The sequence below is a fragment of the Paenibacillus sp. FSL R7-0302 genome (genome assembly GCF_038006885.1).
Classification (GTDB): Bacteria; Bacillota; Bacilli; order Paenibacillales; family Paenibacillaceae; genus Paenibacillus_AQ.
Genome location: NZ_JBBOWB010000001.1, coordinates 5,346,580 through 5,359,094, shown reverse-complemented (window position 1 = coordinate 5,359,094; position 12,515 = coordinate 5,346,580). Strand labels below are relative to the sequence as shown.

General features: G+C 54.3%; 13 protein-coding genes. 9 read left to right on the top strand and 4 right to left on the bottom strand.

The features are described from left to right. Positions 1–3: 3 nt before the first annotated feature. Entirely contained in the window at positions 4–675 is a 672-nt protein-coding gene (locus MKY96_RS23195) for a sensor domain-containing protein (RefSeq protein ID WP_340943644.1), read from the bottom strand. 213 nt (positions 676–888) lie between these two features. Between MKY96_RS23195 and MKY96_RS23190 the strand changes: the two genes are divergently transcribed. After that, positions 889–1,584 carry a copper homeostasis protein CutC gene (locus tag MKY96_RS23190; protein ID WP_340943642.1) on the top strand — a complete coding sequence of 232 codons (696 nt, stop codon included), beginning with the start codon at positions 889–891 and terminating at the stop codon, positions 1,582–1,584. Here MKY96_RS23190 and MKY96_RS23185 read toward each other — a convergent pair. Both MKY96_RS23185 and MKY96_RS23180 read right to left on the bottom strand, forming a co-directional pair. Beyond that, the gene (locus MKY96_RS23185; RefSeq protein WP_340943641.1) at positions 1,581–3,254 is read right to left on the bottom strand and encodes a helix-turn-helix domain-containing protein; all 1,674 of its coding nucleotides are present in this window, start codon (positions 3,252–3,254) and stop codon (positions 1,581–1,583) included. The two genes, MKY96_RS23190 and MKY96_RS23185, sit on opposite strands and share 4 nt — an antisense overlap. A gap of 134 nt (positions 3,255–3,388) precedes the next feature. Beyond that, positions 3,389–4,372, bottom strand: a complete 984-nt coding sequence (locus MKY96_RS23180; RefSeq protein ID WP_340943640.1) for an ABC transporter substrate-binding protein — start codon at positions 4,370–4,372, stop codon at positions 3,389–3,391. A gap of 283 nt (positions 4,373–4,655) precedes the next feature. Between MKY96_RS23180 and MKY96_RS23175 the strand changes: the two genes are divergently transcribed. Both MKY96_RS23175 and MKY96_RS23170 read left to right on the top strand, forming a co-directional pair. Beyond that, positions 4,656–5,711: an SPFH domain-containing protein gene (locus MKY96_RS23175; protein WP_340943638.1), complete on the top strand. Its 1,056-nt coding sequence runs from the start codon at positions 4,656–4,658 to the stop codon at positions 5,709–5,711. Further along, positions 5,708–6,691 (top strand): sugar kinase, encoded by a 984-nt coding sequence (locus tag MKY96_RS23170; protein WP_340943637.1) that lies wholly within the window; start codon positions 5,708–5,710, stop codon positions 6,689–6,691. Before MKY96_RS23175 ends, MKY96_RS23170 begins: the two co-directional genes overlap by 4 nt. A 136-nt stretch (positions 6,692–6,827) precedes the next feature. Here MKY96_RS23170 and MKY96_RS23165 read toward each other — a convergent pair whose 3' ends face one another. Continuing rightward, positions 6,828–7,385, bottom strand: a complete 558-nt coding sequence (locus MKY96_RS23165; RefSeq protein WP_340943635.1) for a hypothetical protein — start codon at positions 7,383–7,385, stop codon at positions 6,828–6,830. 255 nt (positions 7,386–7,640) lie between these two features. Between MKY96_RS23165 and MKY96_RS23160 the strand changes: the two genes are divergently transcribed. The 6 genes from MKY96_RS23160 to MKY96_RS23135 all read left to right on the top strand — a co-directional run bounded on the left by MKY96_RS23160 (position 7,641) and on the right by MKY96_RS23135 (position 12,463). Continuing rightward, on the top strand, positions 7,641–8,546 hold the full coding sequence (locus tag MKY96_RS23160; protein ID WP_340943634.1) for a L,D-transpeptidase family protein: 906 nt from the start codon (positions 7,641–7,643) through the stop codon (positions 8,544–8,546). A gap of 148 nt (positions 8,547–8,694) precedes the next feature. Beyond that, a complete protein-coding gene (locus tag MKY96_RS23155; RefSeq protein WP_340943633.1) occupies positions 8,695–9,273 on the top strand; it encodes a hypothetical protein in 579 nt (192 codons plus the stop codon). Positions 9,274–9,355: 82 nt separating this feature from the next. Further along, positions 9,356–9,925, top strand: coding sequence for an RDD family protein (locus MKY96_RS23150; RefSeq protein ID WP_340943632.1), 570 nt, complete (start codon positions 9,356–9,358; stop codon positions 9,923–9,925). Between the two features lie 120 nt (positions 9,926–10,045). Then, complete coding sequence (locus MKY96_RS23145; protein WP_340943631.1) at positions 10,046–10,798, top strand: YjgB family protein; 753 nt, start codon at positions 10,046–10,048, stop codon at positions 10,796–10,798. A 101-nt stretch (positions 10,799–10,899) separates the two neighbouring features. Continuing rightward, on the top strand, positions 10,900–11,226 hold the full coding sequence (locus MKY96_RS23140; RefSeq protein WP_340943630.1) for a hypothetical protein: 327 nt from the start codon (positions 10,900–10,902) through the stop codon (positions 11,224–11,226). An 82-nt stretch (positions 11,227–11,308) separates the two neighbouring features. Beyond that, on the top strand, positions 11,309–12,463 hold the full coding sequence (locus MKY96_RS23135) for a winged helix-turn-helix domain-containing protein (RefSeq protein ID WP_340943627.1): 1,155 nt from the start codon (positions 11,309–11,311) through the stop codon (positions 12,461–12,463). Positions 12,464–12,515 lie beyond the last annotated feature (52 nt).

The following is a 12,515-nucleotide window of genomic DNA, read 5'->3' as shown; positions in this document are numbered from 1 at the left end:
AGATCAGGTATGTATGACTTCAATCGGGGTACTGGCGGAATTCACAGGTGTTCCTGAAACTGCGTTGATCCAGGCCGCGTACAGACGTCCAAGACCTACAAGCAGCAGCGGCAGAATCAGCAGCAGTACAAATCCGGTTCCGCATAGAATCCACGAGCGTTCATCTGAGGTTGTGCCGGACAGGAAGAAGAAGAACTCCGGGTCCAGCATATTCAGATCATAGGAGAATACCGATGAACTGATTCTCTGGGCCAAAGGTGACAGAAGAGCACTGAAGGCCACCGCAGGCAGAACCAGTGCTAGTGTGAACCCCAGAATACCTGCGGGCAGCTGGAGGAGACTGTACAGGATTCCCCGGTACGACTCGCCTTGGCGGAGCTGCTGCCCTAATGTCCGCAGCCCCGCCCAGCGGAAGGCGGGAGCATGATCTGCGGCAGCAGGCAGCCCTGTTCCACGTCGGCTGTTGCCGCTGGACCAGGCTTCAACGATCTTGTGTTCACTGGACATCATGCTGCGGCACCAGGCCAAGGTCAGGGCCAGCAGCGGCAGCCCCACCCATACAATAATCAAGGGCAGGCTTGCACATAGACCTGTAACAGCAATTACGAAGGCGATGATTCCTTTGGGCAGAGAGAGGATCAGCATTTTCCACGCGTGTATACTTTGTCTTATCATTCAGGGCGCTCCATTCCGGATTTCCAAATTTCAACTTCTTCAGTATAGAGGCTTCATCCAGAGAACACACTCTCCAAAAGGCGGGAAAAATCCTGGTCGCAGGTCCAGTACTGACATAGTCAGGAATCTTCCTGTTATTTACAATGTTTATCTTTATACTAAGGGTAGAGCGGTTTATAAGGATTACGACTAAGAAGGGGAGTGTAGCAATTTATGCTGTTAGAGGTTATAGCTACTACAGTAAGTGATGCAGTCATAGCGGAGCGTTATGGTGCCGACCGGATTGAACTGATTACGGGAATCCTTGAAGGCGGATTAACGCCCAGTCTGGGACTGATCGAAGCGGTCCGGGAGAAGGTCAGTATTCCAGTGAGAGTGATGGTCAGGCCGCACGCCCGCTCCTTCGTGTATGACGCATCCGATGCAGAGACCATGCTGCGCGATATCCGGCATATAGGCGGGATAGGCGGGCTGTCTTTGGTTATGGGCATGCTCCGCCAGGACCGGACAATAGATGAAGAGCTGCTGAACCGGCTGCTGGAGCGGGCAGGGGGGATGGAGGTTACCTTCCACCGTGCGTTTGACGAGGTGCAGGACCAGCTTGAAGCCCTTGAGGTCCTGAAGCGGTATCCGCAGATTACCGATATCCTGACCTCCGGCGGGACTGCTGCGGCCAATACACCCGGCGGTATGGTAAGGCTCGCCGTATTGGAAAGGCTGTCTGCCGGTTCTTCGCTCTCCATCCTGGCAGGCAGCGGTCTGAACGCCGCTGATCTGAAGGATTTCGTTACAAGGACCGGCGTCCGCCGGGTACACTTCGGATCGGCGGTCCGGGAGGATGGCGATCCGCTGAAGCCCATTGACCCGGAGCGGCTCGAAGCTATCCGGGCGCTTCTCAAGCCCTATTAGAGGCCCAGCAGTCTGGGCAGCAGCGTCAGCAGCCGCTCCCGGGTCAGCGCATCGCCGGAATTCCATTTGGCACCATCCAGCATATAGGCATGGCCCTGCTCCACGGCAGGCAGACTGCTCCAGAGCTCCGTCTGGAGCAGCTGCTCCATGGCCTCCCGGGAGTCCTCCCGCTCTGGAATCAGCATGAAGACACGGTCCCCTGCGTAGCTGTGCAGCATGGCCGGGTCCACTTCGCGGAACCCAAGATCCTTGTCCAGAATGTCCTTGATCTCCGCTGTCGGCTGCAGGCCGCCAGGGGCATACAAGGCTGTGGACAAGCCGGTCATTCCCATGGCGTATAGATGGTTGCCATGGTCATAGAACAGCGCTGAGGCCGTTTCACCCGCCCGCAGCCCTCCGGCGTAGAGACGCTGCCACATGGCGGCGTTCTTGGCATGGTAGGCTTGCAGCCAGACCTCAGCTTCGCGCTGCTTCCCGAGCCACTCTCCAAGAATCCGCAGCCGCTGCTCCAGCGGTGCGAATGAATCGAAGGTGAGTGACGGGGCGATGCCGGATACCCCCCGGTAGATCTGTTCATCCGGGCTTGCGAGGATAATCAGGTCAGGCCGGATAGACCGGGTCAGCTGCGGGTCCAGCGGAAATCCCACATTGGCTAAGCGCTTGACCCGGTGGCTGTAGACACTGCCCCGGGCGAACGCTTCGTCACCGCCGACAGGCTTCACCCCCAGCGCCAGCACATCGCCCAGTGTCTCTCCGTGGTAGACAACACGCTTCGGACGCTCCGGGATGTCCACCGAATGTCCGGTCCAGTCCGTGACGGTAATCCGGCGCTGCTGCGACCGGGCATATTGCCCGGGAGTCATTCCCGTCTTCTGCCGGAAGCGGCGGCTGAAGTAGTATTCGTCGGAGAATCCGACCAGCCGGGCAATCTCGCGCAGCGGCTCGGCGGCTTCAAGCAGATAAGTCTTCGAGTGCCCAATACGCACATCGGTCAGATAATCGAGCGGGCGCTGGCCGGTCAGCTTCTGGAAGATCGGAGTGTATTGCCACGGGGAGACACCGGCCAGCTCCGCGAGCTGCTTCACTGTGATGCTCTCCCTGTAATGCTGCTGCATGAAGTGTATCGTGCTCTCCACCGATTGCGCCGGACTTGGCAGCTGGCGGGTGGAGTAGTTCTGTTCAAGCAGCAGGAGCAGCAGCTCTTGGAATTGGAGCTGTTGTCTGACATGCTGGAGCTCATCCCTGCCGTTATGATGCGCAAGCAGCTCTTCCGCCAGCCGGATCACTCTGGTGAAGGGGTGGACAATCAGCTCTTTTTGCCCCGGGAGCAGTTCATCCAGGCAGAACGCAGGGGAATCACCTGTAGTAACAGCGGCAAAAGTCAGCACATAATAATAAAGCGTCAGCTCCCGGTTCTCCAGACTGTATGAGGTTCCGGGAGGCAGCAGACAGCACTTGTCCGCATGCACAGAGAGTGAGGTCTGCTCCGTGATTCCGAGTTCACCGCGCCCGCCCGTAAACAGCAGCAGCGTATGCTGCTCCGCTGTCTGCACAGCCGATATAGTGTCAGCGCTCTGCATCACCAGCTCAATGCTCCTGAATTGAAACAGCAGGGAATGGAGAGGGGCGGACGGGAGAGCAGTCAGGTGGTCGTGGTCAGGCTCGCGCAAGTCAGGCACTCCTTTCAGGCCGATTAGAATTGAATTATATTGAGAACGATTATCAATAAACAATATTGTATATAAAATAAAGCAGCTTATCAACAGGCGTTGATAAGCTGCTTTTCAGTCTGTCTGCCCCGGAATTATTGCTTGCCCAGCATGGTAGGAATCTCGCCGAGCAGCCACTCTCTGGTGGTAGCATCACTGGAGGTCTTCATGATGTCCTGTGTGTAGACGTAGCCGTTCTTAACGGCAGGCAGGCTGTTCCACACCGCGCTCTTCAGCAGATTGCCGGTCGATTGCTTGGCTTCTTCTACTACCGGAGTCAGCAGGAAGATGCGGTCTCCGGCGTATTCCCGGAGCACTTCCAGCGAGATTTCCTGGAAGCCCATATCGGCATCCAGCACCTTTTGAATCGCCGGGGTAGGCTTGAAGCCTTGCTCTCCGTACAGTACCTGCGAGAGGCCCGTCGTTGCCATAACAAACAGCCGGTCCCCCGGATAATAAGTGAAGACCGAAGCGGTCTCGCCGTCCTTCATCCCCGAAGCCTTAAGCTGGGCCCACATCGCATCCTCCTTCGCTTGATACTGGGCCAGCCAGGCCTCCGCTTCCTGCTTCTTGCCTAAAATATCTCCAATATCCAGCATCCGCTCCTTCAGGGGGGCGAAGGTATCGAAGATAATCGTTGGAGCAATTTTGGACAGAGCCTCATAATCTGCTTCCTCAATGCCGGCATAGATAATCAGGTCGGGCTGAAGCTCAATCGTCTTCTCCAGGTTAATGGGGAATCCTACATCTTCCACTCCAGTGAGTTTGTCCTCGAAGACCTGGCCTTCACCCATGGAGAGCGGATAGCCGATGGCTTGTACACCAAGTGCCAGCAGATCGCCATACGTTTCTCCGGAATAGATAATCCGCTGCGGATTCACTGGAATCTCTGCTGTATGGCCTTTGTAATCCGTGTGTGAACGGGTGGTAGCGGCAGGTTCAGCAGTGGCTTGCGCGGCAGGTGCGGTGGTTGCTGCACTGCTCCCCTGATTATTCTTATCGCTGCTGCAGGCGAGCAGTAAAGTGCCCATCAGGAAGAGCATGCCCAGGATAGCGAAGGGTTGTCGAGTCTTGTTCATTGTATGTATGCCTCCCAAAGGTATTGTGATTACCAATAATGATAATCATTATCGTTTAGACCATCATAAATTATAGCCAGTTGTTACTCAATGGACAAAACACGAGACAGGAATTGAATTTGTACAATATTTTTTTGCCTGTTTTGTTAATAACATATTGATAATATCAAGGAGGTCTGCTATGATGTTGTTAATAACAAGTTAATAATAACAATTAATTAATAACTGAGTTCACCTTTGCTCAACAGATGACTCAGAATACAACCCCTAGGAGGTAATGACCATGTTTGGATTCCGGTTCGTGAAATTTCAGCCTAGTGATTATGTGCTCAAGGTGAAGAATGGCAAGGTAGTGCGTGAAGGGGTCGGGCTTTCTTTTCATTATTATGCGCCGACAACCTCGGTGGTTGTGGTGCCTGTCTCCTCGATCGATGTTCCATTCATGTTCGAGGAAATTACGGCGGACTATCAGACGGTAACCGTCCAGGGGCAGCTGACCTACCGGATTGTCGATTACCGCAAGACCACCCAGATCCTCAACTACACCTATAATCTCAAAAAGAACACTTATCTCTCCGACGATCCGCACAAGCTGGCCCAGCGGGTGATTAATATCGCCAAGGTCCTGACCAAGAAGCAGCTCGGGCAGCTCCCGCTGAAGGAGGCTATCCAGTCGAGTGAACGTCTTGCCAAGCTGATTACCCATGAAATCGGCCAGAGTGCGGAGATTGAGAAGCTGGGCATTGAGCTGATGGGCCTGTCCATTCTGGCGATTGTACCAAATAAGGAGACGCTGCGGGCCTTGGAAGCGCAGGCCAGGGAGGAAATGCTCCGTAATGCGGATAACGCGCTATATGAGCGGCGCAATGCTTCGATTGAGCAGGAGCGGCGGGTGAAGGAGAATGAGCTGAATACGGAGATCGCCGTTCAGACGAAGAAGAGACAGATGCGTGAGGCGCTGCTTGATTCTGACCGGTCAGCGAAGCAGAAGCAGAACGAGATGAAGGAAGAGCAGCTGATTTTTGATACGGAGCTGGAGGAGAAGAAGCAGGCGCTGATTGAGCTGGCCATAGCGAATAAGAGAGCCGAAGCAGATGCCAAGGCTTACGAGCTGACGGCGGTAATGAATTCGCTGCAAAATGTATCGCCTAACGTCCTGCAGGCGCTGACGAATGTCGGCATGAACCCGGATAAGCTGATCGCCATCGCCTTCCAGGAGCTGGCGGAGAATGCCGGGAAGATCGGCCAGCTTAACATTACGCCGGATCTGCTGCAAGGAATCATGGCCGGTTCGGCAGGAGGTGGAGCCGGAGCAGACAGAGGAGGTAACGGACGATGAGCAGCCGGGGATCGGAGAACAAAATCATACTGATCAAGCGCAAGACACGACTGGAGGAGCTGGTGGTCCGCTACAACACAATCCAGCAGGCCCAGTTCTATATTGAACGGCTGGGAGCCGATTTCAGCGACTACTTAAGCGAGGATTTCCAATACCGCAAAGCGGTGGAGACCGCAGTGACCGAGCTCAGCGCCATCGGCCGGCTCCAGGTGCTGGAGCGGCAGCATGTGCCGAATTTCATCTTCGGGGCTGAGGATACCGTAGTGGTCCTGGGCCAGGACGGTCTGGTCGCGAATACGCTGAAATACCTTCAGGAGCAGCCGCTGATCGGAGTGAATCCTGATCCGCTGCGCTGGGATGGCGTGCTGCTGCCCTTCAGAGTCAAGGAGGTGCGGCAAGTAGTGAGTGAGGTGCTGCGCGCCCAGCGCCAGGTCCGTGAGGTTACCCTTGCCAAGGTGGAGCTGAATGACGGGCAGAGCCTGTACGGGGTGAACGATCTGTTCATCGGCCGCCGGACCCATGTCTCGGCCCGGTATCAGCTGGAGCTGAACGGGCAGCTGGAGCAGCAGTCCTCCAGCGGCATCATTGTCTCGACCGGCCTGGGCTCCACGGGCTGGCTCAAGAGTGTGCTGGCCGGAGCCGCAGGTATCGTCAGCCGTGCCGCACAAATGCAGCATGCAGAGGCTGAACGGACAGCCCGGGTATCTGCGGAGATTGCCGCAGTCAGCGCGGGCAGCGGGCTGGCCTGGAATCATCCTGAGCTGTATTTCACTGTGCGGGAGCCTTTTCCAAGCCGGACGACTTCAGCAGAGCTGGTATTCGGGAGAATCAGCAGCGCTCTGCCGCTGCGCATTACGTCGCAGATGCCAGAGGATGGCGTGATCTTCAGCGATGGTGTAGAGAGCGATTATCTGGAGTTCAACTCCGGGGTGGAAGCGACGGTTGGGCTCGCGGAGAAGACCGGCAGGCTGGTAGTCTAGACGAGGCGCAGACCGTTCATGGCGGGGCGGGTACGCCAAAAGGGTTCTCTCAGCTTCCGCTGCTGCGGTCTGAGAGAACCCTTTTTAGCATACAACACAGCTGTTCAAGCGAAGCTGCCTATGCTCCCCGCTCTTCCTACTGGAAGCTTCGTCCCTGGTTCATTGGAGCGTTATAGGAGGAGCCTGCGGACATCGGTGTATGCATTGGCGTATGCATCGGCTGGTGGTTGATCCCCGCGTTGATCGGGCTATGCAGTGAGTTCACCGGCTGGCTGCTTGAAGTGAAGGACGGGCTGAAGGAGGAGTTATACCCTCCCATTCCTGTATTGTGGCTCTGACCCATTGGCTGACTCTGTCCCATAGAATGCATTAGTCCCATCTGGTTCCCGGAATTGAAGCTTGGAATGCTTGTATGGGTATTGAAGCCGGAAGTCTGCGGGAACTGCTCCATCGATCTGACCGACTGCGAGATCTGCTGCAGCTGCTGCATTGCGGTCTGATGGCCCTGCAGCGCCTGCTGGATCATCTGAATGGCCTTGCTGTTATGCTGGCTAAGCTCCTGGAGCTTGGCGGCATCCTGCTGCTCCTGCTGGAGAAGCTGCTGGTAATTCTGCGTTCCCTGCTGGGTCTGTGCCATCAGCTGCTGAACGATTTGCTCGCATTCCCGGATCTGTGCAGATGAGTTGGTATTCAAAATTGTTGGCCTCCTTGAGATGGGTGTTATGGTCATGCGGGCTTATTATCTCTGATGGGGCTGGCGAATATTCACGCTTCTGTTGCAAGGGAGGCGCTTCCGCCAAGAACGGTTACAATATTGCAAACGTTGCGTCACTCCGGGCGGGACGAGTTGATAAGAATAGGTACAGGCTGCTCTGCAACTATTGCGGCAAATGAACGTCTATGTAGAAAGACAATCCAGAATCATCCATAACCTGGAGGTGGGGCAACTATGAGTCAGCGTGAACAGGCAAGCCGGATTCAAACGTATTTTCCCAAAAGCATCGCACTTACACTGGTATTCGTAATGCTTTTGACCGCATGCTTCACAGGATCGGCCGCTGCGGCATCGTCTTCCTCAGATCTGATCATTGTGAACAAAAAAACGAACAAACTGGCCTATTACAGTGATGGCAAGCTGGTGAAGATTTTTCCGGTCGCTACCGGTAAAACGAAAAGTCTGACGCCTGAAGGCAGCTTCAAGATGGTGGTCAAAATCAAAAACAGACCCTACTACAAGGATAAGATTCCCGGAGGCGATCCGGCCAATCCGCTGGGGGACCGCTGGCTGGGGCTGGAGGTAAATGACACTTACGGCACGACCTATGCCATTCACGGCAACAACAATGAATCCTCAATCGGTAAATATGTCAGCGCCGGATGCATCCGCATGCATAATGACGATATTCATTGGCTGTATCCGAAGATTAAGAAGAATACCCGGGTAATCATTACAACCTCCGGGCTTGAGATGGCGGGCATTGCCGAGAAGAACGGCTACCGTCTGGGATCTACGATGATTGCGGGAGCTTTTGTCAAGGGCGGGGAGAAGCTGCCGGTGAAGAATTCCTTCCTGCTGGAGGATGCACGGGTGTACATTCCACTGAGTGAATCCGTGAAGCTGCTGGGCGGAAGCCTGATGCAGGAGGCGGGAACCGGAGCGCTCATCATCACAATAGGCAAGAATACAGCAGTTCACAAGCCGCTTAGCACGAAGGCAAAAGTGAACGGCAAAACGGTGGAGATGCTAGCCTCCAAAAGTATAGACGGGCGCCTGTATATTCCACTGGGCAGCTTAACGCCGCTGTTCGGCCTGCCGTTCAGCTGGAATGCTAAAGAGGGAGTAGTGAAGCTATAAAGTAGTAGTGGCTGCACAAGGCCAGATTATCCAACCAAGATGCCGCCGTATACTGCGGCTTCAGAAGCCAGCCGATCGATTATTGATGGGCTGGCTTCACTGTTTCACCAGGTGGAGTAGGGTGACAGGATACATAGAGAATAGTAATATGAGAGAGATTTGTTATATTCTTGATTTTCCAGGGGAGGGACTGAAGATTAGAGTACGGATTATAGGCGGCTGCGGGAGCGGAAAAACGTATGTCTCCAGAAAATTAGCTCTAAGTTACGGAATTCCATGCTATGAAACGGATAATTTTGTCTGGGATCGCAGGGACAACACCAAGAACTCCCCGGAGGTACGGGATGCCAAGCTCGCGGAAGCTATGGATGCGGAGTCGTGGATCATAGAGGGCGTGCATTACCAATGGGGAACCGAAAGCTTCCGGCAAGCGGATCTGATTTTTCTGATTCGGCCTAAGGCTTATGTACAGGATGCCCGGGTCATCAGCAGGTTCATGAAGACCAGGCTGGGGCTGGAGCAGGGGAATTATAAGCAGTCGTTCAAGTATCTCCGGGTGATGCTGCTGGAATGGAACCGCGGCTTCAGAAGGGAGAGTATTCCTGCGATTATGGCATTAACCGAACAGTATCAGGCTAAACGGATCATCGTGCAGCAGAATCGTGAGATTTTGCAGCATGTCGGCAGGTATGTGCGGGGGAAGAGTGTGCTGGGAGCGAGTGATTAATGGGATTGTATGGGAGGCCCGAGTTGTGCGGCCGGGGTTATGGACATGAGTGATAGACTACTTTTGCGTGAGGGGTGAAAGTATGGAGCCGTGGATCGAGGAAGAACTTAATTTATACGATTTTGTAGGCTTTTGGAAAAGAGTGCTGATTAATTTCATCGATTTCCTGATTCTTATGTTTCCAACCTACTTGCTGGAGCGGATTTCAGTTTCTGCTGCAGAATCGGCAGGGTCAGCGTTCCCGCTTTTTATACAGTTTGTACTGCTTATGGCGTTCAATGTATTTATGGTTGTCCAATACGGAGGCACGCCGGGCAGGCTTCTTTTGAGGGCAAGAATCGTTGATGAGAATGGAAGATATCCGGTGCTCAAGCAGGCTTTGATCAGGGATAGTTTTATTATTATTAACAGCTTCCTGGCAGTGATTGTAGGTCTGAATTCAGAGGCGTTATCCGCCATACCAAGCAGTCTCGTGAACTGGAGTCCGCTTGCGGCGGATTTGAATGCTTTTGTTGGCTGGGTCGTGGTGTTGGATTGCCTATTCATCGTATTTACCCCACGCAAGCGGGCGCTGCATGATCTGATGGCCCGAACGTATGTGGTGAACAAAACAGCGCTGGACCGTGATCAGACAGGGAAATTCATAGCATAAGGCAATGTGTATAATACCTGAATCAGGAGGCCTGCACCTGCAACCTTTGTTACAGCCCCTGCGTCATAGGGTACAGTTTAGACACAAGAGGATGTTTCCAACAACGAAGGAGATGGCAGCATGACTACATCAATTAGAACATTCACAGGTATTCTTATCGTTGGGGCGATGCTCAGCCTTACTGCCTGTAATTCCGGCAAAACGGAACCATCGCCTAACAATACGGCTGCGGCTACAGTAACTGTACAGCCAGGGGATAGCACTTCATCGGCAGCAGAAGGTGCGCAGGTGAGCGAATCTGGTACAGATGACGGCGCTGCTGCGGGCGCAGAGCCTGTAACTGCTGACTCTGAAGCTGCAGCGGGAGCGACATCAGAGTCTACGGTAACTGAAGTCGCAGGGGCAGAACCAGATACCGTGGCTCCCGCCACCCCGCAGGAACGGAGCAAGCAGCTGAAGGAGCTGCTGGAGCTTGCTAAGCAGGGCAAGGTGCCCGGCGTCGAATATGCTGCACACACCGGACTTATTGATGAGGTGGAAGCCGCGTGGGGAGAGCCGGATCTCAAGGAATCGGCAGGCAAAGGGATCTATTCCACATATTCGGGCAAGCAGGTGGTAATCGGCTTCAATAAGGGCAGCAAGATTTTCGATGTGCGCTCCAGCGCCCCGGCCCTGCGTAACCTGACACTGGAACAGATTGAAGAGGTGCTCGGGAAGCCGGATGCCACCACCGTGAATGGGGAGCATAACATCTATATTTATCAGGCCAACAAGCAGTATCAGCTCAAATTCATCATCCCGGAATCCACAGGAACGGTAGATCATATCTCCGTGTTCTCGGAGCAGGATTCTATTAATAATATGGCAGGCTAGTCAGCTCAGAGCATCTTAGAGCAACTATGATATCCCCTTGCAGCGGCAACTGCAGGGGGATTTTTTCGGTTTACAGCCATGTAATCGGAAAACCGATTACAATGGGACCGAAGGCGGCGCGTAGGCGAAATGTAATCGAAAAACCGATTACAATGGGACCGAGGGCGGCGCGCAGGCCAAATGTAATCGAAAAACCGATTACAATGGGACCGAAGGCGGCGCGCAGGCGAAATGTAATCGAAAAACCGATTACAATGGGACCGAGGGCGGCGTGTAGGCCAAATGTAATCGAAAAACCGATTACAATGGGACCGGGGGGCGGCGCGCAGGCGAAATGTAATCGGAAAACCGATTACAATGGGACCGGGGGCGGCGCGCAGGCCAAATGTAATCGAAAAACCGCTGGCGCGTGGGCCACGCCGCCTTAACCAGTTGCGAGTACTTAAATAAAGTCAACGCATGATGTATACTTTCTCTTATGAAAGAAATCAGAAGAAATGAGGCACGGCCATGCATCTGGAGCTGATCGCAAGTGAATACAAAGTGTCCTCCGGCGGATTGACGGTGGAGATGCTGCCCAAGGAGTTCGCACTACTGCAGTTTCTGTACCGCAACCGGGGGCGGACCTTCAGCCGCGAGCAGCTGCTGGATAAAGTGTGGCCGATGGAGTATCCGGTGGAGCGGACGGTGGACGATCATATCTACAGGCTGCGTAAGAAGCTGAGGCCGTTAGGCGGGATCGACATTAAGACGATCCGCGGCTTCGGCTACAGTCTGACAATTCCGGGGAGCCTTGCGGGCGTAGCGGTGAATCCGGCAACGCATGATTCTGGGCTGCGGGATACCATGCGTGAGGTCTTCTCGAAATTCCATGTGTACGGCCAGGGCAAATCGATGCTCACTCTGGCCCGCCAGCAGGACATCCTTGGCTATGAGCTGGACCCGCATTATGCGATGGTTGTTCATTTCGTGCAGGGAGATCTGGAGTGGATGATTCATACGGACGAGATTCCGCTGAAGGACCGGCTCTTTTACCTCAATCTGTTCTACTTCTTCACTGGCAATCCCAAGGAGAAGGTGGAATACGCCGAGCGCCTCATAGAGCGGAATCTGCTGAACGCCCCTGAACAGATGGAGCTGGAGATTCTGACGATGCTGGACTTGTACACCCTTGCCGGGTTGCCGGAGCTAGCGCTGGAACGCCTGAAACGAACCTACCAGGTCATCGCTGAACCCGGCTTCGAGAATTTCATACCTGTTACGATGATTACCGAGTTGTTCGTCCGTCTGGTGGCGGGTGCCGGTGAGGAAGAGCTGGAACGGCTGGATGAAGCAGTGGGCCGAGTGCTGCGGGATAAGCCTTTTTTGCGCGAGATTGGCAGTTATAAGGTGGTAAAAGGTCTCTGGTCGCTGCGGCGTGAACAATGGGCGGAAGGGGATAAGCTGATTCAGGAGGGGCTGCAGGTGATGGAGATGTCCGGCTTCGTTCCGCTGCGGCTCTATTCGATCTACCGGATTCACCATTTCTGCCGCATGTTCCTGGCGGGAAGCTCCTTGGACCGCAAATATGAGGAACTGTTCACTACAGGCCTTGAAGTTTGCGGCCTGCCCCGGCTGGAGCAGGCGCTTGAGGAACTGCTGCTGGGGCTGCCGGAAGCCCTCTGATATTTCTCTGACAATCCTCCGTTATCTTAGGATCATAGATGGATCATCTAAG